Annotated in this window: 19 protein-coding genes and 4 pseudogenes; 12 read left to right on the forward strand and 11 right to left on the reverse strand. The window is 69.6% G+C overall.

The features are described from left to right. Window positions 1-79 precede the first annotated feature (79 nt). Complete coding sequence (locus tag K6U06_RS19965; protein ID WP_262323732.1) at window positions 80-1,252, reverse strand: thiolase family protein; 1,173 nt, start codon at window positions 1,250-1,252, stop codon at window positions 80-82. Further along, window positions 1,249-1,638, reverse strand: a complete 390-nt coding sequence (locus tag K6U06_RS19970) for a Zn-ribbon domain-containing OB-fold protein (RefSeq protein WP_262323733.1) — start codon at window positions 1,636-1,638, stop codon at window positions 1,249-1,251. The genes K6U06_RS19965 and K6U06_RS19970 overlap by 4 nt, the downstream gene beginning before the upstream one ends. A gap of 136 nt (window positions 1,639-1,774) precedes the next feature. On the opposite strand from K6U06_RS19970, the gene K6U06_RS19975 reads away from it, so the two are divergent. The 4 genes and pseudogenes from K6U06_RS19975 (at window position 1,775) to K6U06_RS19985 (ending at window position 4,452) form a co-directional block, all read left to right on the forward strand. Then, window positions 1,775-2,290 (forward strand): MaoC family dehydratase, encoded by a 516-nt coding sequence (locus K6U06_RS19975; RefSeq protein ID WP_262323734.1) that lies wholly within the window; start codon window positions 1,775-1,777, stop codon window positions 2,288-2,290. Beyond that, window positions 2,287-2,520 (forward strand): annotated as a pseudogene (locus K6U06_RS24840) (GntR family transcriptional regulator); the annotation flags it as partial. The gene K6U06_RS19975 and the pseudogene K6U06_RS24840, both read left to right, overlap by 4 nt. Window positions 2,521-2,689: 169 nt before the next feature. Beyond that, window positions 2,690-3,037 carry a hypothetical protein gene (locus tag K6U06_RS19980; RefSeq protein WP_262323735.1) on the forward strand — a complete coding sequence of 116 codons (348 nt, stop codon included), beginning with the start codon at window positions 2,690-2,692 and terminating at the stop codon, window positions 3,035-3,037. 188 nt (window positions 3,038-3,225) lie between these two features. After that, complete coding sequence (locus K6U06_RS19985) at window positions 3,226-4,452, forward strand: alpha-hydroxy acid oxidase (protein ID WP_262323736.1); 1,227 nt, start codon at window positions 3,226-3,228, stop codon at window positions 4,450-4,452. Between the two features lie 35 nt (window positions 4,453-4,487). On the opposite strand, the gene K6U06_RS19990 is transcribed toward K6U06_RS19985, so the two are convergent. Then, entirely contained in the window at window positions 4,488-5,477 is a 990-nt protein-coding gene (locus tag K6U06_RS19990; protein ID WP_262323737.1) for a YihY/virulence factor BrkB family protein, read from the reverse strand. Between the two features lie 168 nt (window positions 5,478-5,645). Between K6U06_RS19990 and K6U06_RS19995 the strand changes: the two genes are divergently transcribed. From K6U06_RS19995 to K6U06_RS20030, 8 genes and pseudogenes are all read left to right on the forward strand, one after another. Further along, on the forward strand, window positions 5,646-6,965 hold the full coding sequence (locus K6U06_RS19995) for an AI-2E family transporter (RefSeq protein WP_262323738.1): 1,320 nt from the start codon (window positions 5,646-5,648) through the stop codon (window positions 6,963-6,965). Window positions 6,966-7,080: 115 nt separating this feature from the next. Beyond that, window positions 7,081-7,434: a DUF4286 family protein gene (locus tag K6U06_RS20000; protein WP_262323739.1), complete on the forward strand. Its 354-nt coding sequence runs from the start codon at window positions 7,081-7,083 to the stop codon at window positions 7,432-7,434. A 41-nt stretch (window positions 7,435-7,475) separates the two neighbouring features. Beyond that, complete coding sequence (locus K6U06_RS20005) at window positions 7,476-8,297, forward strand: mycofactocin-coupled SDR family oxidoreductase (RefSeq protein ID WP_262323740.1); 822 nt, start codon at window positions 7,476-7,478, stop codon at window positions 8,295-8,297. Window positions 8,298-8,673: 376 nt separating this feature from the next. Next, window positions 8,674-9,213 (forward strand): annotated as a pseudogene (locus K6U06_RS20010) (acyl-CoA dehydrogenase family protein); the annotation flags it as partial. Beyond that, window positions 9,210-9,836 (forward strand): TetR family transcriptional regulator, encoded by a 627-nt coding sequence (locus tag K6U06_RS20015; RefSeq protein WP_262323742.1) that lies wholly within the window; start codon window positions 9,210-9,212, stop codon window positions 9,834-9,836. The pseudogene K6U06_RS20010 and the gene K6U06_RS20015, both read left to right, overlap by 4 nt. Before the next feature lie 57 nt (window positions 9,837-9,893). Next, entirely contained in the window at window positions 9,894-11,030 is a 1,137-nt protein-coding gene (locus tag K6U06_RS20020) for a thiolase C-terminal domain-containing protein (protein ID WP_262323743.1), read from the forward strand. Continuing rightward, the gene (locus K6U06_RS20025; RefSeq protein ID WP_262323744.1) at window positions 11,027-11,542 is read left to right on the forward strand and encodes a Zn-ribbon domain-containing OB-fold protein; all 516 of its coding nucleotides are present in this window, start codon (window positions 11,027-11,029) and stop codon (window positions 11,540-11,542) included. The genes K6U06_RS20020 and K6U06_RS20025 overlap by 4 nt, the downstream gene beginning before the upstream one ends. A 113-nt stretch (window positions 11,543-11,655) precedes the next feature. Beyond that, window positions 11,656-12,033 carry a nuclear transport factor 2 family protein gene (locus K6U06_RS20030; protein WP_262323745.1) on the forward strand — a complete coding sequence of 126 codons (378 nt, stop codon included), beginning with the start codon at window positions 11,656-11,658 and terminating at the stop codon, window positions 12,031-12,033. A 56-nt stretch (window positions 12,034-12,089) separates the two neighbouring features. On the opposite strand, the gene K6U06_RS20035 is transcribed toward K6U06_RS20030, so the two are convergent. The 8 genes and pseudogenes from K6U06_RS20035 to K6U06_RS20070 all read right to left on the reverse strand — a co-directional run. Further along, the gene (locus K6U06_RS20035) at window positions 12,090-12,830 is read right to left on the reverse strand and encodes a TetR/AcrR family transcriptional regulator (protein WP_262323746.1); all 741 of its coding nucleotides are present in this window, start codon (window positions 12,828-12,830) and stop codon (window positions 12,090-12,092) included. 83 nt (window positions 12,831-12,913) lie between these two features. Next, complete coding sequence (locus K6U06_RS20040) at window positions 12,914-14,404, reverse strand: carboxylesterase/lipase family protein (protein WP_262323747.1); 1,491 nt, start codon at window positions 14,402-14,404, stop codon at window positions 12,914-12,916. Continuing rightward, complete coding sequence (locus K6U06_RS20045; protein ID WP_262323748.1) at window positions 14,385-15,311, reverse strand: ABC transporter permease; 927 nt, start codon at window positions 15,309-15,311, stop codon at window positions 14,385-14,387. The genes K6U06_RS20040 and K6U06_RS20045 overlap by 20 nt, the downstream gene beginning before the upstream one ends. A 15-nt stretch (window positions 15,312-15,326) precedes the next feature. Further along, entirely contained in the window at window positions 15,327-16,292 is a 966-nt protein-coding gene (locus tag K6U06_RS20050; protein WP_262323749.1) for an ABC transporter permease, read from the reverse strand. Next, a complete protein-coding gene (locus tag K6U06_RS20055) occupies window positions 16,292-17,365 on the reverse strand; it encodes an ABC transporter ATP-binding protein (RefSeq protein ID WP_262323750.1) in 1,074 nt (357 codons plus the stop codon). Before K6U06_RS20055 ends, K6U06_RS20050 begins: the two co-directional genes overlap by 1 nt. After that, a pseudogene (locus tag K6U06_RS20060) lies at window positions 17,362-18,926 on the reverse strand (ABC transporter substrate-binding protein). Before K6U06_RS20060 ends, K6U06_RS20055 begins: the two are co-directional and overlap by 4 nt. A 63-nt stretch (window positions 18,927-18,989) precedes the next feature. Next, the gene (locus K6U06_RS20065) at window positions 18,990-19,826 is read right to left on the reverse strand and encodes an ABC transporter ATP-binding protein (RefSeq protein ID WP_262323751.1); all 837 of its coding nucleotides are present in this window, start codon (window positions 19,824-19,826) and stop codon (window positions 18,990-18,992) included. Between the two features lie 608 nt (window positions 19,827-20,434). Further along, window positions 20,435-20,634: pseudogene (locus K6U06_RS20070) on the reverse strand (IS110 family transposase); the annotation flags it as partial.

Below are 20,634 nucleotides of genomic sequence, written 5' to 3' on the forward strand. Positions count from 1 at the left end.
ACGAGTGCCGAAGTGGTCGCAACGGGGGCGCAACCACGACGATCACGCGGCTCGCGCCCTTATGGCCTCGCCGGCCGAGTCAGTCGGCCACCAGCACCGTTGAGCGGTTGGTGCCGGCCATCCCGTTGGTGATGACGGCCGTCCGCGCCCCGGCCACCTGACGCGCGCCGGCAGTTCCCCGGAGCTGGTCGACCGCCTCCAGGACGTGACCGAAACCTTGAGTGGCCCGCCCTTCACTGAGGTTGCCGCCATGGGTGCAGACGAGCACCCTGCCGAACAAGCGCAACCGCTGCTCCGCTTCCGACCACGATTCCCTCACCAACTGGTGACCTTCACCCTCGGACGTGTAGAGCGCTTCCAGCCAGAGCATGGCCAGGACGGAGAACCCGTCATAGGGATAGGCCAGGTCCATGTCGTGGGCGCGGAGGTCCGTCCGGGAGAAGAGCTCCCGCACGGCCTGTCGCGCCGCCAGGCCGTCCGCCTCGGGCCAGAGCAGCCCGTCGTTGCGGTAGGGCAGCGAACTTGCCATCGCCTCGATCGTCACCGGCCGGTGCTGGAGATCGCGAGCCCGTTCCTCGGTCGTGACGACAACCGCCATGGCGCCGTCCACGGGCGCGTCCATGTCGAGCAGGCCCATGGGGGCGTCGATGCTCGGTGCGGCAAGGTAGTCATCCATCGTGATCGGCTTGCGAAAGACAGCTCTCGGATTCGTCACCGCATGCGTCCGGTTGTTGACGGCGATCCGCCCGAAGTCCTCCTTCGTGCTCCCGAACGTGTCCATGTGTTGGCGCATGACCCGAGCCGCCCACAGCATCGAGCCCGCGTGCTCGAAAAGAGCGTGGGAGAGGTTCGGGTCGAACTCGTGGGCCGGGGGCTGGCGCAAAGGATCATTCCGCCCCGCCACCGACGTGTCGGACCAGCGGTACTTGCCGTGGTAGCAGACCACGTAGTCACACGCCCCGACCATGACCGCGTGTGCCGCCGACGAGAGAGCGACGACGGAGGGGGGCTGGGTGGTGTCCCACCAGCGCACATGTCGCAAGCCGAGCGCATCCACGACATACCCGGGCCAAAGAGTCGGGGAGTCGGTCCCGTACACACCAACGACGCCGTCGATGTCGTCACCGGTCAGCCCCGAGTCGCCGATCGCTGCCTTGCAGGCCCGGGCGATCAGCGTGCCCGGTCCGACGCCGCTGTCACGGGAGAAGTCCGACCATCCCAGCCCGACGACGGCTGCCTTTGGGGTGGTCACAGTTGCGCTCCGGCAGCTCGAAACACGGGCCAGACCGCGTCCCCGAACTGGCGCCAGTCGACGTCGACGGCCATCCCGATCCCTACGTCGTCGGCCGGCACGTCTACGAGGCGAGCGAGGAGTCGCACACCCTCGGCGTCGTCGAGGGCTATCACGGCGGTGACCACCGGCTCAGTCTGTCCCGGGGGGAGTCGAGGGGCGGAGAAAGAGACGAGATGGCCGGAGCCCGCCACATCGGTGTGACGGATCGACTCGCTCCAACAGACGGGGCATATGGCCTTCGGTGGGTGGACCCACGTTCCGCACTCGCTGCAGCGGCATATCCGCAGCACCCGCTCCCGGCACCCTTCCGCGAACGCGGCAGTGTCATGGTTGATCTCCCCCATCCGGCCTCCGATCACATTTATTCGACTAGCAAGTCGACTCTACTCATCTCCTTGCTGGCGGGCAACCAACAGGCCACCTTCAGGGTGGGGGTCGACCCTGAAGTAACCCTTTCTGATCTCCCGTAGGATCCTTGCCATGAGCACCCTGAAGCCAGGCTGGGTGGGACGCTTCTTCGAGGATTTCGCTGTCGGCGACGTCTACGACCACCCGTTGGGGCGCACCGTGACATCGACTGACAACTCGTGGTTCACGCTGTTGACCCAAAACACCGCCCGGCTCCATTTCGACCACCACTACGCAGAGCAGACGGAGTTCGGGCGTCCCCTGGTCAACTCGACCTTCACCCTCGCCCTCGTCACGGGCCAGAGTGTCATCGACGTCTCGCAGAATGTCATGGCCAACCTCGGCTGGGACGAGGTACGCCTGCCGCATCCCGTCTTCGAAGGCGACACCCTGTACTCCCGCTCCGAGGTGCTGGAGCTGCGCGAGAGCCGCTCCCGGCCCGGCGTCGGCGTGGTCCAGGTACGCACGACCGGCTTCAACCAAGACGGCGTCGCCGTGATCCACTTCCGGCGGACCCTGCTCGTGTACAAGCGCGGGCACGGACCCCGCCCACCGCAGCTGCCAGCGCTGGATGCTGCCCGGACATGACGGCGGACACCCGAGACCCCGGGGCAGCCGGCGTCTACCGGCATCGCCAGCAGCTCAGCACGGAGGTGGCCAACCACGTCCGCCAGCAGATCTTGAGCGGGCACCTGCGCCCGGGGGCCTTCATCCGCCAGGAGAAGATCGCCGAGGATCTCGGCCTCAGCGCCACACCGGTGCGCGAGGGCCTGCTGGCGCTGCGCGGTGAGGGCTTTGTGCTGCTGAGGCCCCGCCGGGGCTTCGTGGTCGCCCCCCTCGACGCCAGCGATATCCGCGACCTGTTCACCGCCCAGGCACTGATCGCCGGCGAGATGGCGGCTTGCGCCGCCCGGCGCCTGGACGGCACCAGGATCGAGGAGCTGGAGACTCTCCACCCCCGGGCTGGGTGCCGGGGTCGGCGCCGGCGTGGCCCTCGCCGCCGGCTGGCACGTCCTGCCTGGGGCGTTCACGTCGTCGCCGGCGGTCCGCCATCAAGCGTCGCATCTGTGGTGGTTCCTGGTGGCCATGCAACCCGCGGCCGGGGTGCTGTTCGCTCTCGACGGGGTGCTCCTCGGCGCCGGCGACGTGGCGTTCATGCGCACCCTCACCCTGGCGGCCGCTCTCGGCGTGTTCGTGCCGCTCACCGTCGCCGCCTACCTGGACGGCTGGGGCATCGCCGGCGTCTGGGGAGGGCTTAGCGGGTTCGTACTGGCCCGGCTGGTGGGAGTGCTGGCCAGGGTGGCCGGTACCCGCTGGGCGCTGCCGGGAACCTGACGCCGTTTCGGCGAGCCCGCGCCAGCGAAGCGCTCCTCCGCATCGATAGGCGCGACGCAACGCCGCTTCCCGCCCTCCCGATCGAGCCCACCGCTACACCCATCCCCGCAGTGGACGGGGGGACGGGGGGACGGGGGGACGGGGGGACGGAGAGGGCCGGAGCTCGGCCGGCGGTGTAGAACGAGGAGGTGACGACCCGGCGATACCCCCGGTGGAGCGAGCTGGCGCCGCTGCTTCGGCCCCGGCGCCCGGCGCTGCGGCCTGTGGAGCACCGCCTCGCGCCCGCGGTGTCGATCGCCGACCTGCGCCTGGCGGCGCGTCGGCGGGCGCCGCGGGCGGTGTTCGACTACACCGACGGGGCCGCCGGGGACGAGCGGACCCTGTCGCGCATGCGCGACGCCTTCGCCCGGGTGGAGTTCCACCCGACGGTGCTGCGCGACGTCGCCCGTATCGACACCTCCACTGACATCCTGGGGCGGCCGGCGGCGCTGCCCCTCGTGTTCGGACCGACCGGTTTCACCCGCATGATGCACACCGAGGGCGAGCCGGCGGTGGGGCGGGTGGCCGCCCGGGCCGGTATCCCCTACGCCCTGTCGACCATGGGCACCACCTCGATAGAGCGGCTGGCCGCCGAGGCTCCCGGTGGACGCCTGTGGTTCCAGCTGTACCTGTGGCGCGACCGAGGAGCCGGCCGGGACTTCGTCGCCCGAGCCGCCGCGGCCGGCTACGAGGCGCTGGTGCTCACCGTCGACACGCCGGTCGCCGGCCCCCGCCTGCGCGACGCCCGCAACGGGCTGACGATCCCCCCGTCGTTGACGCTGCGCACCTTTCTCGACGGCGCCACCCGGCCGGGCTGGTGGTGGGACCTGCTAACCACCGAACCGCTCGAGTTCGCGTCGCTCCGGCGGTTCGAGGGGACGGTGGCGGACCTGATCGGGCGGATGTTCGACCCGGCGGCGACCATCGCCGACGTGGAGTGGCTGCGTGACGCGTGGGGCGGTCCCCTGGTGGTGAAGGGCATCCAAAACGCCGCCGACGCCAGGGCCGTGGTCGACGCCGGCGTCGACGCGGTGGTCGTATCCAACCACGGCGGCCGGCAGCTGGACCGGGCCCCGGTACCCCTGGAGGTGCTGCCCGAGGTGCTCGACGCGGTCGGCGACCGGGCCGACGTGTACCTCGACGGGGGGATCATGAGCGGCGGGGACGTCGTGGCCGCGGTGGCCATGGGCGCCCGCGCCGCGCTGGTGGGCCGGGCCTACCTGTACGGGCTGATGGCCGGCGGCGAGCGGGGCGTGGCCCGCGCCGCCGACATCCTCGCCGGCGAGGTGCGCTCCACGATGGCTCTCCTCGGGGTCACGTCGGTAGCCGAGTTAGGTCCCCGCCACGTCTCGCTGCGGCCGCCGGGCGCCGGCTAGGCGCCGCCGGGGCGGGCTGGCGGTCCTGGCCCGAGTCACTCCTCCAGCGGGTCGAGGTCGGCGTCGGGAGTAAAACCGGCGTCCACGTACACCTCTGGACGGCGCTCCTCCATGCCGGCCAGGCGCACGAAGGTCCGGCGGTCTCCCTGGCTGAGCGGCGGCTGGGTGATCGTGCGGGGCCAGAGCCGGTAGCGGCGCACGACGTTGATCTCGGCCGCCAGGAGGGTGAGCTGGGCGGCCAGGAAGAGGAAAGAGATCAGGGCGATCACCAGGGCGAAGCTTCCGTACACGGGCGTGGCGTGTGCCAGTTCACGCCGGACGTACCATCCGCCGAGCACCTGGAGCACCTCCCAGAACACGGTGGCCAGGCCGGCGCCGACCGCCACGTCGCGCCATCCCAGCCGCTCCGACGTGAGGACGATGAACGCGGCAGTGAACACCCCGAAGTTCACCGCCACCGCCGCGACCACCGCCCCCGCCGCCGCCAGCGGGCCGGGAACCACGACGGGGACCACGCTCGTCAGCAGCGTGGCGACGACGGTGCCCAGTCCGAGCACGCCCAACACGACGAAACCCCGCGCCCGGCGCAGCCAGAAGTTCGGCCAGTCCCGGTATGGGACATTCCACACGGTCAACATCGCGTTCAGTGCCGCCTGACCGACTCCCTGCACCCCGTAGAGGGTGCCCACGATCCCGACGACAAGCGCCAAAGCGTTTCCGGTGAGCGGGTGGGTGGCGCTTCGCAACTGCGCGCCGATGACCGGGAAGTTCGCCAACGTCGAACTTAGGACCTTGTGCTGCGCATTCGGATGGCCGTCCAGCACGAAGCCGAGGATCGTGGTGAGCAACAACAGCAGCGGGAAGAGCGCGAACAGCGCGCAGTACGCCACGACGACGGCCTTGCCGCCGGCCTGGTCGTTCCCGTACTTCTGCATCACGGCGAAGGGGAACGCCACCACCGGGTGCCGTTGCTGAAAGCGGTCGAGGCGGCGCACTGCCGCCTCCAGCCGGTTCACCGCGGCCACGGCTCCGGCGCCTGAACCAAGACCCGAGCCATGCCTCTCCCACCTCCGACGTGGCGCATACCCGGCCGGCCCGGTCTTCAATCGAGGCCCGGCGCGGTTCCCGAGGCTCAAGATGGGAATGGTGATGCTGGCGGGCGCCGCCCCGCTCAGCGATCGAAGGACCTTCCGATGAGCACTACCAACGGCGACCGAGCCGTCAATCCGCTCGATGACCTGGCGAGCGAGGAGCCACCCGGGATCGACGCGGTCGCGGCTGCGGCCGCGGTCGAGGCCGCCGTCGACGAGGACAACAGCTACGGGCGCCTCGGCCGCCCGCTTAACCGACGGTCGCCGGCGTGGATGGCGATGACCGCAACCTTCGGCGTGGCCCTGGCTGCGGTGGTGCTCTGGGCGGTGTACGCGGCACGCCAGGTCCTGGTGCTGTTGCTGTTGTCGCTGTTCATCGCCGCCGGCTTGGATCCGCTGGTGAACTGGTTCCGGCGTCGGGGTGTCCCGAGAGGGCTCGCCGTGCTCCTGGTGGTCGTCGCGTCCCTCGCCGCACTCGGCGGGATCTTGGACCTGGTCATCCCGGTGGTCGTCAAACAGGTCACCCAGCTGGTCAACGCCCTCCCCGGCTACGGTCACCAGCTCAACGACCGCAGTTCGTTCCTAGGCCGCCTGAACAGCCGCTACCACATCGTCACCACCATCCAGAGCCATCTGGCCGGAGGGAAGGGGACCAGCTCCATCGCCACCGGGGTTCTCGGTGTGGGCAAAGCGGTGTTCAGCGCGCTGACCTCGACGCTTGTCGTGGTCGTGGTGAGCATCTACCTGCTGGCCGATTTCCCGCGTTTCAAGCGGACGATCTTCGCTCTCTCCCCCCGCAGCCGGCGGGCGCGGGTGGTGCTCATCGGCGAGGAGATCTTCGCCAAGGTGGGCGGATACGTGCTCGGGAACGTCTTCATCTCCGTCATCACCGGCATCGGGACCTGGGCGTGGTGTCTGGCCCTGGGCATCCCCTATCCCATCCTCCTCGCCGTGCTGGTCGCCGTCTTCGACTTGGTGCCCCTCGTCGGCTCGACCATCGCCGGCATCATCGTCGCCGCCGTCGGGTTGACCGTCTCGGTCCCGGTGGCGGTGTTCACCGCCGGTTTCTACATCGCCTACCGGCTGTTCGAGGACTACGTCCTCAGTCCTCGCATAATGCGCCGGACGGTGGCGGTGCCGGGGCTGGTCACGGTGGTCGCCACCCTCATCGGCGGGGCGCTGCTCGGGGTGGTGGGTGCGCTCATCGCCATCCCGGTCGCCGCCGGGATGAACCTGCTCTTCGAACAGGTGGCTGCTCCCGCCTCGAGCGCAGCTGACCGCCGACTTGAGGTTGCCGCTGGCAGCCGGTCGGGGATGGCGACGGACTGCGAACTCCAAAGCCGCGGGCCTGGCCAGGAGGGAGCTGCCGTCAGGGTCACTCGCGTCAGTCATGCCGACTTCCCCTCATCGGCGGGGCCCTGACTATAGACAGTCTGCTGTCACCACCGACGAGGTTCGGCTTTACTTTCGGCAGTCAACTGCCATACTTGCCTGACGTGGCGCCCAAGGGGGTGGCAGCGTTGCGAAGGGGAGACACATGGCCGACGCCAACCTGTTCTTGGTCCTCTCTAACCCGGTCGATGGCCGCGAGAGCGAGTTCGAGAAGTGGTACGAGGAGGTCCACCTCGGGGAGGTGCTAGCCGTGCCCGGCGTGGTCTCGGCGCAGCGCTTCAAGATGGCCCAAGGTCCCAATGACGAGCTCATGCCTCCCCCACCCCACAGGTACCTGGCCGTTTACGAACTGGACAGGACGCCAGCAGAGGTCCTCGGTTCGTTCCTCGAGCGTGTCGGATCAGGTCAGATGGTCCTGAGCGAGAGCCTCGATCTGGCGGGCGTCGTAATGCACGCCTGGACCCCGGCGGGCCCCAAGCACGTCGAGACTGCCGGCTGATCGCTTCAAGTCCGACCCACCAGAAAGAACAGGTACGCATCATGGGAACCCTCGACGGCAAGGTCGCATTCATTACTGGCATCGGCCGCGGACAGGGGCGCGCCCACGCCCAGCGCCTGTCGGCCGACGGTGCCAGCATCATCGGCATCGATATCTGCGCCAACGTCGACTCGATGGACTATCCGAACGCATCGGACGCCGACCTCAAAGAGACCGTGCGCCTCGTCGAGCAGCAGGGCGGACGGATCATCGCCCAGCAGGCCGACGTGCGCGATCCCGACGCGCTCGGCGCAGCCCTCGACCGCGGCGTCGGCGAATTCGGCCGACTCGACATCGTGGTCGCCAACGCCGGCATCATCCGCCTCAGCCCCAACGGTGACATTGATCCCTCCCAGATCTGGACCGACATCATCGACACCAACCTGACCGGCGTCTGGCACACCACCCGCCTGGCCATCCCGCACATCGTCGCTGGCGGGCGAGGCGGCTCGGTGGTCATCACCAGTTCGACGGCGGGCATCAAGGGGACAGGCACCGACCGAGCCGGCGGGCAGGCCTATACAGCTGCGAAACGGGGCCTGGTCGGTCTTATGCAGGTGTTGGCGAACCAGTGGGCCTCCGAGCGGATCAGGGTAAACACCATCCACCCGACGGGCGTGGCCTCGGGCATGACCATGAACGACGCCATGATCAGCCTCGTCGCCGAGGGCGACGTCGCGCTCGCAGCGATGCAAAACGCCCTGCCGATCGAGATCCTCCAGCCCTCCGACATCGCCAACGCAGTGGCATGGCTGGTTTCCGACGAGGCGTCGTTCGTGACCGGCGTCGCGCTGCCCCTCGACGCCGGCTTCACCGTCCGCTGAACCAGCCGAACCAAAGGGACAAGATATGGCCATCGCCATCCCCGACGACCCCCGCGCCCTCGCAGAGAGCGTCCAGGGCGTCCGCCGCAGCAGGAACTCGGTCAGCGAAGCCCGCTGCATCCTGGCATGCGACACCTCGGAACTCCCCGCGTTCTGGGAGGAGGCCTGCGACCTCGGATGGCTCGGGCTCGCGATAGCGGAGCGCTTCGGCGGCCAAGGCGCCTCGCCCTCCGGAAACCGTCGCGAAGAGACGTTTCGACGCCTCGCTTCCATCCTGTCGAGCCGAGTGCTCGGGGGTTCCGCTGGCGGCCCTCCTCCCCTGCGGCGCAGCAACTGCCCGGAGTCTCGGGTGGCGGGTGGCGTCGGCAGAAGCTGTCGGGGGGCTGACGCAGTCGAGCGGCTGGTCCTGGAAGAGGAGCTCGGGGAGCTGCCCCGCCAGAGCCTGGGCCTGGGCGGGGGTCCTGCCTACGATCCTCCATCTCGGCGGCGACGAGCCACGAGACCGGCTGATGTGGCCCAGTCTCGAAGGACGCCCCCGCTGGTGCCAACTCTTCAGCGAGCCAGGCGCAAGATCCGGCGCCGCTGCGGTGACAACCAAAGCCAGTCGCACCGGCGGCGGGTAGGCGTCAACGGCCAGAAGGCCTGGACCAGCGACGCCCGTAACTGCCAAATCGGGCTGGCGACGGTCCGCACCGACACCGAGCTACCCAAGCACGCTGGGATCACCGCCATGGCCGTCGAGATGGACGCTCCCGGCTTCGAGGTCATCAGCGGGCCCGCTACCGTCCTCGGCGACGAGACCGAGTGGAGCCGTGACTCCCTCTTCACCCGCTGCCTCATCATCGCCGGAGGGACCTCCGAGATCGCCCGCAACCAGATCGCACAGCGCATGCTGGGCCTCCCCCGAGAGCCGTGACCGACACACAGATCGACACGGCTGCCACCGTGCAAGAGACCTCGCGCCGCACATCCAAAAAGTCTGAGACCCGCCATGCGCTGGTCGACGCCGCACTCGAACTCTTCGGCCAGCGCGGCTACGACAACACGACCACGGTCGACATCGCCGAGGCCGCCGGGGTGTCGCCCCGGACGTTCTTCCGGTACTTCGCCACCAAAGAGAGCGTGTTGTTCTTCGGCCGTGTCGACTTCGTCGAGACCCTGACGGCTCTGCTGCGCGCCCAGCCCCAAGGGATGTCCGACCTGGAGGCCATGGAGACTTCGTTCCTCGCCGCAGCCCCGGGCATCGAGCGGGTCCGCCAGCCAACCGCCCGCTACCGTCAGATCATCGCTTCTTCCCCGCTCCTCCGCGGGCGGGAGCAGGAGGAACTCGACAAGAACATTGCGGGGGTGGCGGCGGCGATCGCGCACCGCCACGGCCGTACAACCCCCACTGATGCTCAACGACTGCTGGCCCGCATCGGGCTGGATGTCCTTGAGCACGCCATGGCGCGGTGGCTGGCCACCTCGCGCAGGCGTCTCGGGACAGATATCAAAGCGGCCGTGGGACAGCTGCGGAGCCTCGCCGACGTTGACATCTGACAGTCTCCTGTCATAATTGACGCCGGTGCCGCACTGCTGCCGCGCCGGGGAGGGACAATGAGCACCGCGATCGTCGGGATCGGCCGCACCGTGTACTCGAAGAGTTCAGGACGCACCACGCTGGCCATGGCCATCGACGCCTGCCGCCAGGCGATCGCCGACGCCGGTCTCAGCATCGGGGATGTCGATGGGATCTGCACCTACATGGCCATGGACTCAGCGCAGCCCATCGACGTCGCGTGGGGACTCGGCCGGGACGAGATGAGCTGGGCCAACGGCATGTACGGCGGGGGCAACCTGGTCGCCGACCAGATTGCCACTGCGTCCGCCGTCATCGAGGCCGGCCTGTGCAAAACGGTGCTCGTCTACCGCTCTCTCAACGGGCGTTCTGGCTACCGGTTCGGCACTGTCGAGGGCCCCATGCAAGTGGAAGGCCGCAACCAGTACGACGTTGCCTCCGGCTACCTGGTCCCGCCCCAGTGGTTCGCGATGTGGGCCAGGCGCCACATGGAAGTCTACGGCGACACCGCCGAGGACCTCGGCTACATCGCCATCACCCAACGCGCCCACGCCGCGCCCAACGAGCACGCCTACCGACGCGCGCCGATGACCATGGACGACTACCTCGCCGGCCGCTGGATCGCCGAACCGTTCCGGGTGTACGACTGCACCTCCGAAGTGGACGGCGCCGTCGCCATTCTCGTTGCCGGCGAGGATGTCGTCGCGGACACCAACACGTCGCCGGTATGGTTGGTCGGCTCGTCCAATTCTCAGAGCGGCTCCGGCTTCTCGACGTGGGACGACCCGACCCAGATGTACTCCCGCAGCGCCGGCCCCCGTCTCTGGAAGACCACCGGCCTCTCCCCCTCGGACATGGACGTGGCCTGCATGTACGACTGTTTTACCTACACCGTCATGGCCACCATGGAAGGGTTCGGCTTTTGCGAACCGGGCCAAGTCGGCGAGTTCTTCGCCAAAGGACATGCCAGCTACGGCGGAGATGTCGTGGTCAACCCGCATGGCGGCCTGCTCTCAGAGGGCTACATCCACGGCCTCAACCACCACTACGAAGCGGCACTGCAGCTGCGCGGCACAGCCGGCGTCCGCCAAGTCGCCGACGCCCGCCTAGCGCTCGTGACCGCCGGCGCCGGCCCGTTCGGCGGCGCCAACATCTACTCGAATGAGCACCCGTGACCGGCACCCAGCTGAGGCCCCCCATCCCCCTAGTCGATGTCGACAGCGCACCATGGTGGGAGGCTCTCAAAGCCGGGACCTTCACCGTCGACCGGTGCCAGGAGTGCCGGCGCTGGGCCCACCCTCCGCTTGAGCGGTGCCGAACCTGTGGGGGCCAGAATACCCTAGAGCCGGTCAGCGGACAGGGCCGGATCTTCAGCTTCATCGTCGTCCGCCACCAGTCCCTGCCCGGCCTAGTGCCACCCTATGTCGTCGCCATCGTCGAACTCGACGAACAGGACGGTCTGCGCGTAACCGGGATCGTGCGAGCCGATCCCGAGGCAGTCAGCATCGGCGGGCGCGTAAGCGCACGCATCGATCCGATCGGCGACTCCGGATACAGCGCACCCGCCTTCGAGCTCACCCCCCAATCTGACCCCGCCAGCCCCACCCATGCCCTCATCTGCGAAGCGCCGGAGGAGGGGCCCACAGACGGAGGCTCACCGACAAGTCTTCTGGGGCGGCCCACCTAGAACTCCTGCGTTACGGTGTCCTCCGGGCTGACATGAGCGTCAAGTCTCAGTGGAGGAGTGGAACCATGGACCCAGCAGGCGGTTCGAATAGCGACGTCGCCATCGTTGCGCGGTTGATCGGCCTCGTCGGAGACCTAGAGGTCGAGGCCGCCCTCCAGTTGACAAGCGACGCTTTAGTACTTGAGCTTCCGTTCCGCTCCGACGGTGGGCCCCGGCGGATGGTAGGCCATGAGGCGCACGCATTCGTGCGGGCCATGCCCAAGCTGTTCTCGCAGCTACGGTTCCGTGACGTGGTGATCCACGGTCAGGTGCGCTCTGGCCGCGTTGTAGCTGAGTACCGCGCCGAGGGAATCACCCGGGCCGGCCGGCCCTACCCCAACTCCTACGTGGCGTTCTTCGAGCTCCGAGACGGGCAGGTCGCGTCGTGGCGTGAATACTTCAACCCGACCGTGGTGGCCAGCGCCTTCCCGCCTGCTCGGGAGCCGTCGTAGTAGCGGGCACCCCACGCCGCCCCGGCTAGCCGGCCGCCCCGGCTAGCCGGCCGCCCTCAACGCCGCCGGCGAGCAGCGACGGGAGCCACGGCCGCGCCCGGGCGCGGCTGCTCGTCGGGGAGCCGTTGCTCCGGCTGGGGTTGGAGCAACATTCGCAGGACCAAGTCGGCGTAGAACTCGCCGAGCTCCTCGGGTGAGTCCGGTCCGTTGAGCCGGTACCAGCGGACCAGGTCGATGCTGAGCGACAGAATGGCCCGCACCACCCGGTTGACGTCCACGGGGGCCGTGTCTCTGTCGGTTAGCACTCTGGCCACGGCCCGGCGGAACACCTGGTTGGTGAGGTGGCGCAGGCGCAGGATCTCGGCGTAGTGCTCCTCGGTCAGCCCCGCCAGCTCGTACTGCGCGACCCGGGCCGCTACGTGGTGACGGGCATGCCACGCGGTGTACCGGCGCACCAGCAGCTTCAGGCGGTCGGTGGGGTCGGCGACGCCCTGGATGGACGGCCCGTCCACCAGCTCCAACGCCCGCTCGTGACCAGAGCGGATGATCTCGTAGAGGACCAGCTCCTTCGACACGAAGTGCACGTACAGCGCAGCGGGGCTCAGACCCATCCCGGCGGCGATCTCCCGGGTGGTGGTGGCGTGGTATCCGTTGAACGCGAAGCAGCGCACCGCGGAGGTGAGCAGCCCGCGCGCCACGCCGCTCAGCTCCTGGTTCCAGAGGTCCTCCGACTCGTCTTGGAACCGGACGTCGGCCTCCAGCTCCCGTGGGTCGAACCTCCCTTGTCGTTTGGCCATCTACTGCCTTCTCCTCTGCGCCCGTTCAACCCGGCCCATAGCTTGGCCGGTCCCGCCGCCAACTGTGAGCCCGACGGGAGCGCTCAGCTTCCCGACGCCCCCCACGCCGCCAGCTCCTGCGGTCGGTGGACGGGGGCCACGCCGGCCGGTGTCGCGAACTCCATCGCCTCCGGGCGCTGCGCTGAGTACGCCGGCCACCCGGGGTCTCCGGTGGCGGCGAAGTCGATCCAGGCCCGGTGGACGGCGGCGGCCAGCTGACGCGGCGGATCGGATCCCAGCAGCGGCCGGTAGCCCGGGTCGTCGAGGGTGTCGAAGACGAACGGCAGCTCCAATGCGTGGCAGGCCCCCATCGCTCCTCCGAATGCCGGCGACGCCCAGGCGAATCGGTACACGAAGGTGTGAGGGTGATCGGCGGCCAGCTCCAGGGCCGGCACCACGTAGAAGCCGTCGGTCATCAGCTCCGACACCAACCGGCCGGCGGACGCGGTCGGGCGGGCCGCCCGGTATGCGTCGAGCACCGCCGGCGGGTAGCCGCGAGAGCGGGCCACCCGGGCCAGGTCGGCGTCGCCGGCTCCCGCGACGACGCCGCTCGGCACGAAGAACAGGTTGGCCTCGTCGGCGTTGGTCCCCACGAGCAGGCCGATGCCGTCGGCCGCTCCGGCACGGATCGCGTCGCTCGGTGCTTGCGGCAGGATCTCGCCGTCGACCACCGGCTCGAAGGGCATCAGGTTGGCTGACAGCTCCCGCCAGCGAGCGGGGTCAACTTCGGAGGCGACCTCACGTTCCAACGCGGCCTGCGCCTCGAGGACCGCGGCGCGGGACACCTCGGCGATGGCTCGGCGGGAGGCGCTCACCCCGAGCACTTCCGCGACCCTGGCGGCCGCCAAGGCCGCGGTCTCGGGGCGCAGCACGCAGCGGGCGGCCCCGGACTGGGCGATGGCCCGGCGGAACAGCCCGGCCGCGGATGGCATGGCCAGCAGCGTGCAGACGCTCATCGCACCGGCCGACTCCCCGAAGACGGTGACGTTGGCGGGATCGCCACCGAAGGAGGCGATCTGATCGCGCACCCAGCGCAGGGCGGCCACCTGGTCGAGGAGGCCGAGGTTGGGGGTCCCCTCGCCGAACCACAAGAAGCCGTCCACGCCTAGGCGGTAGTTGATCGTCACCAACACGATGCCGTCGCGGGCGAACGCGGCGCCGCTGTAGGTCGGGATGGCCCCGGATCCGCTGGTGAAAGAGCCGCCGTGGATGAACACCATGACCGGTCTGGACCCCTCGAGGTCTGCGGTCCACACGTTGAGGTTGAGGTAGCCGTCCCCGGGGATCTCCACGTGGGGCAGTAGCTGCGCCAGGGGTCCCTGCGCCGTCGGCTGCGGCGCGGTCGGCCCGTAGGACCGGCCGTCGTGCGGGGCGCTCCACCGCGGCGGAGCTTCGGGCGGAGCGAACCGTCGAGGCCCGGTTGGGGCCGCGGCGTAGGGGATGCCTAGGAACGCCATGACGCCGTGAGCGTCGGTGCGTCCGAGCACCGGCCCGTCGGCCGTCTGGACCAGGGGGTCAGTTCCTGAGGAGGACATTGCGCAGCCCGTCGCCCACGACGCTGAGGCTCCAGGCGCCGATGGTGATGGCCAGGCCGGGGACGATCGTCGCCGCCGGGTTGGCCGTGAAATTCGAGTAGGCGCCGGCCATGTCCGCTCCCCACGACGCGGAGGGGGGCGGCACGCCCAGCCCGAGGAAGCCCAAGGCGGCTTCGACGATGAGGAAGTAGCTGGCGGCGGCCACCGCCTGCACCACCACCGGGCCCATGCTGTTGGGCAGGACGTGGCGCCCGGCGATGCGCATCCTGCTCACTCCCAGGGACTGGGCGATGAGCACAAACTGGGCCCTCCGGACGGGCAGCACCGCAGAGCGCAGCAGCCGGGCGACGCCCGGGGCGGAGATCACCCCGACCGCCAGCATCGAGTGGACGATCGACGGGCCCAACGCGGCGACCACGCCGATGGCCAAGATGAGGGCCGGGAATGACAGGAACGCGTCGGCGATGCGCATCAGGATCTCGTCGATCACCCCGCCGGCGAAGCCCGCGGCCAGGCCCCAGGGGATGCCGAGAGCCAGCATGCCGCCGACGCCGATCGCCACGCCCTCGAACGCCGAGCGGCACCCGTAGACGGTCCGGCTCAAAACGTCGCGCCCGACCAGGTCGGTGCCCAACAGGTGGTGCAGAGACGGTCCGGCGTCGCGCAGGGTCAGCGTCTGGGCCAGCGGATCGGCGAGGGGGAGCAGCGGGGCCGCCACACTGGCGAGGAGGAGAAGCACCACCACGGTGAGGCCGATCTTGCCGGCCAGCCCGAAGCGCGACGGCCGCCGGTCCCGGCCGGCCACGCGGCCGGGGAGGGAGGTCCAGGGGAGGCCGGCGCCGCCGGCTGGCGTCGCGGTCGCGAGAGCGACGGGCGCCTCGTCGAGCATCTTGTCGTCGGGAATCATGATCGCTCCTTGCGCCTACTCGGAGGCCGCGTTCCGGATGCGGGGATCGATGAGGGCCAAGCCCACGTCGGCCCCGAGGTTGAGGACCGCCACCAGCACCCCGACGAGCAGGACGATCGCCTGCACCACCGGGAAGTCCTCGTTGCTCACCGAGCTGACTATCTCGGTGCCCATGCCCGGGATGGCAAAGATGTTCTCGACCAAGACGGTGCCCCCGACGAGAGCCGCGAACGCCAACGGGATGAAGGTGATCACCGGCGCCACCGCGTTGCGCAGCGCGCAGTTGAGGTACACCTTGGGCCCCGGCAGGCCCATCGCCCACGCGGCGCGGATGTACGGGCTCTCCAGCGCGGTGATCATGGCGCTGTTGACGTGGCGGGCCAGGAAGCTGCCGGTGACGATCGACAAGACGATTATCGGCAGCGCGACGGTGTTCAGGTTGGACAGGAGCCCCTGCGAGACGGGGGTGTACCCGACGGCCGGGAAGATCTGCCAGGTGAGGCCGAGCACCCCCGCGGCGATGGTGGCCAGCCAGAAGTCCGGGACCGATAGCCCGAGCCCGGTGGCGAGGGAGATGGCCCGCCCGGTGCGGGTGTTGCGCCTCACCGCGGCGAGCACGCCGAGGCCGCCGCCGACTACCACCGAGAGGATCAGGGCTCCGATGATCAGCTCGAGGGACGGCCCGACCCGGGGGCCGATCACCTGGGTGACCGGCGCCTGGCTGTAATAGGACGTCCCGAGGTCGCCGTGGGCGGCGTTGACCAGCCAGTGCCAGTACTGCACCGGGACCGGCGCGTTCAGGCCCAGCCGGGCTTTGAGCGCGGCGAGCTGCGCGCCGGTGTACTGGCCGCCCTGTCCGCCGCCGAGCATCGCCTGCACCGGGCCGCCCGGGAGCAGATAGCGGAGCGCGAACACCAGCACCGTGGTCGCGAAGATGGTCGGGACCGACGTGGCGAGGCGGCGGAGGATGATCCGGCCCATCAGCGTTGACCTCGCGACCCGGCGGCCGCGCCGCTCGATGCCAGCACCTCGGCGCTCCTCCAGCAGCGGGCCTGGCGCGACGAGCCGAGGTCGAGGGCGGCCAGCTCCGGCGCCTGCTCGCAGCGCTCGATCGACCAGGGGCAGCGGGGCCGGAAGCGGCACCCCGTGCCGTGGTCGGCGTCGCGGACCGTCGAGGCCAGCTCGGGCAGCTCCACCCGCGGTCCCCGCAGCCGGGGAAGGCATTCCAGCAGGCCCGCGGTGTAGGGGTGGGCCGGGTGGCGCAAGACGTCGTCGACCGCGCCGGACTCGACGATCTCGCCGTCGTACATGACGGCGAGGTCGTCGCACACCTCGGCGAGCACGGCCAAATCGTGGGAGATCATGAGCACGGCCAGGTGCCGGCGGGCGACGAGGCCTTTGATCACCGAGAGGACCTCCGCTTGGACCGACACGTCGAGGGCGGTGGTGGGCTCGTCGGCGAAGAGGACCCGGGACCCGCAGCTGAGGGCCATGGCGATGATTATCCGCTGGCACATCCCGCCCGACAGCTCGTGGGGGTAGCTGGACATGACCCGGTCGGTGTCGGTGAGCTGCACGTCGGCGAGCGCCTCGGTGACCCGCCGCAGGGCTTCTTGGCGGCTGCCCCCGGCGTGGGTGCGGGCGGCCATCAGCAGCTGGGTGCCGACGCGGATGACCGGGTTCAAGGCGGTCGAGGTCTCCTGGAAGACCATCGCCAGGTGGCGGCCGCGGTAGCGGCGCAGCTCCCGCTCGGGCAGCGACAGCAGCTCCGTGCCCCGATAGCGGACCGATCCCTCCACCGACGCGCCGGCCGGCAGGAGGCCCATCGCGGCGAGAGCCGAGGTGGTCTTGCCGCTCCCCGACTCGCCGGCGACGCCCGACACCTTGCCGGCGTGGAGGCTGAGGTCGACGCCTCGCAGCGCCTGCTTGCGCCCGGGACCCTTGCCGAAGGCGACGCGAAGGTCGCGGACTGTGAGCACCTCCTCCCCCGGGACCGGGTCGGCACCCTCCTCCGCGGTCCCGCGTCGGCGACGACGCTGCGCCGGTTCGGTCACGAACCCGTCTTGTAGTACATGCCCCGCCAGTTGTCGATGCCGAGCGTGCTGGTGACCCACCCCTGGATGTCCTTTTGGTAGACGTTCACCAGGGGAGCGGTGAACATCGGGGCGTAACCAGGGTTGGTCTTCTGGCTCTTGTTGATGTCGGTGGCGATGGCCTGCACCCCGGCGGTGGTGTAGGTCGAGTACAGCTTGGTGTAGTCCTGGTCGATCCCGTAGTTGGTCTTGCCGGCGTTGTAGTAGGCCTGGCTCCACAGCAGCTGGTAGGCGATGCTGGCGTTGCCGGCTCCTCCGTAGTTGGCGAAGAAGCACTGCGGGTCGGCTTTGTTGGTGAAGAACGTGCCGACCTGTGCCGGCGTGCCGGGGATGATGTTCAGGTGGATGCCGATGGCCTTCTCCTCGGCGATGATGATCGGGCCGGCGATCTCGAAGCCGAGGCCCGGGTACTCGTAGCAGGTCATGTTGACCCCCCCGGCGTAGCCGGCCTGCACCATGAGGGCCTTGGCCTTGGTCGGGTCGTAGGTGAACACCGGGTCGAGGCTCTTGACGTACCCGACCGTCCCCGGCGGCAGCGGCTCGGTGGTGACCTGGCCGAGACCGTCGGTGACCGCCTCCATGATGGACTGGCGGTTGAGTGCCAGGTTGAACGCCAGGCGGACCTTGGGGGCGGCGAGCGAGCAGAGTTGAAGTACGCCAACGCGAACGCGTTGCCGGGCCCGACCGAGACATTGACGTTCGAGTCGGATTTGAGGGTGGCCACGTCCTGGGGGGTGACGTGGAACGCGACGTTGACGATGCCACTGCGCACGGCGTTCACCAGGGCGGTGTCGCTCTGGAACACCTTGAAGTCCATGTTCTTGGCCCGGGGCAGGTTGGCGTTGTTCCAGTAGCCGGGGAAGCTGGTGAAGTTGTAGCTGGCGCCCTGGGTCTCGGACACGAACTTGAAGGGGCCCGCGCCGACCGGGTCGGTGGCGAAGCTCTTGCCTTCCTTGGCCACCGCGGTGGGTGAGGGGATCATCCCGGCCCGGCCGGTGAGGCCGTAGGGCAGCTCGGCGTTCTGTTGGCTCAGGTGGTAGATGACCTCGTCGTTGCCGACGGCGGTCACGTTGGTGACGTACTGCAGCAAGTTGGCGATGTCACCGGCCTTGATGAACGCCGTGGAGTAGGAGACGACCGCGGCCGCGTTGAATGGCGTGCCGTCCTGGAAGGTGACCCCGTGGCGCAAGAACACGGCGAGCTCCAGGTTGTCGGTGCCCATGTACTTCCATGAGGTGGCCAGCATCGGCTCGAGCGCGCCGGTCTGCGGGTTCTGCTTGATGAGGGTGTCGAAGACGAAGTCGAGGTACCCGAGGTCGGAACCCTGGGTGCCGACCGTCGGGTCGAGGGTCCCGGGCGGGAAAGTGGTTCCGATGGTGATGGTCGAGTTACCCGAGCCGGCGGCGCTGGCGCCGCTGGTCGATGACCCCCCGCCGCAGGCGGTCAGGGTCATGGCCGCCGCGGCCACCCCTGCACCAAGCCGGAGTGCGGTACGGGCCCGTGCTGGGCGTTCAGTGTTCATTGTGCTCCTCTGTGATCACAGGACTGCTGGCTGCGGATACGGCGGGCGGCGCCCGCGCCGGGATCAGCGGGCATCGGAGAGCAGGGGCCGCTGCTCGAGGGTGGGCACGGCGGCGATGAGCCGTCGGGTGTACTCGTGCTGGGGGTCCTCGATGACCCGCGCCGGGGTGTCGAGCTCGACGAGCTGACCGTGGTACATGACCGCGACGCGATCGGCGAGATGAGCCACCACGGAGATGTCGTGGGTGATGAACACCAGCGCCACGCCCATGTCTCGGCTGAGTCGCTGGAACAGGTTGAGGACCGCGGCCCGGATCGTCACGTCGAGCGCCGAGACCGACTCGTCGCAGACCATGGCGACCGGTGACGCGGCGAGGGCTCTGGCAATCGCCACGCGCTGCTTCTCGCCACCGGAGAGCTCGGCGACCCGCTTGCCGGCCATGGCGGCCGGGTCGAGCCCGGCGTGCTGCAGGTGGGTGGCCACTTCGTCGCGCAGCGTGTCGACCCGGCGACGGCCCGACGCCGGGAAGGTGATCAGGTTCGGGCTGACCGCCTCGCCCACCAGCCGCCATACCGGCAGCCGGGGGTTGAGGGCCATCGCCGACTCCTGGAAGATCATCTGGACGTCACGGAAGCCGTGGGGCCCGCGCTGGTGACGGGCCCGGAGCCCACCGTCGGCGGCTCGAAACTGCACTTGCCCCGACGTGGGGTTGAGGAATCCGGCCAGCACCTTGCCGAGCGTCGACTTGCCTGATCCGGACTCGCCGACGATCCCGATGACCTCGCCGGCGTGCAGGTCGAAGCTGACGCCGTCGACGGCACGCAGCGTCTTGCCGTGGCCGAGACCGAACTCGACGGTCACCTCCTGGGCGCTCAGTACGACTTGGGTGGTCTCGGTCATCGCAGACCCCGCCGGGAGGCCCGCGCCGCTGCGCCGCACACGAGATGCTCGCTTGAAGCCTGCATGGTCCCTCCCCGGTCCCCCGTCGCCGTCAGCCTCGCATTCCGACAGCCGCTGACTAAGCGCATAGTTACACGACCGGCCGGGCCTGTCATCTCTGAAGGAGCGCCTCGTGTCAAGGGTGCCGGGCGGTTTTTGCCCGGCTCGGTTGCGCCCCGGCAGGGGCGTCGGGGTTGTTGGCTGGCGCGGCGATATGGGCCTGGACGCAGGGTCCAGGCCCGGGGAGGGCGGTCAAGGCCGGCCCGGAGGGCCGCCCGCAGGGGAAGCCTTGAGGGCCCGGTCAGTGACGGTGAGGATGCTGGATTGGGCGAGGCCGGCGGCCTCGCCTAGTTCCGCCGTCCGGTGTCGGACGGGCGCGTCGCGGTCTTCTCCAGGGCCAGCGGATGCTGGCAGGGCAGCCCGGTTCCCCGGGTGCCTGTCATCTCTTCGCCACGCACGAGGGGTGGTGGCATGGAGTGTGTCGGCCGCGACCGGACGGGTTCAATCAAGCGCTCGGCCGCCAGGGCCATGACAAACAACGAACTCGCGTCCGGCCGCGCCGGGGGTGCTCACCGGTCGTCAGCGAGCGCCCGGATGGTGCCGTCGCGCAGGCCGTAGAAGACGAGGGTGAGAACTTTGCGGGCCGCGGCGACACGGCCGATGGGCTTGCCTCGCCGCTCCGCGACCCGATGGTGGTGGGCGCGGATGAGGGTGTCGCCGTGTTGGCGGGAGACGGCCTCGACCGCAGCCCAACGGACCAGCCGGGATC

The organism is Acidiferrimicrobium sp. IK (assembly GCF_025499425.1).
Taxonomy (GTDB): Bacteria; Actinomycetota; Acidimicrobiia; order Acidimicrobiales; family Palsa-688; genus Acidiferrimicrobium.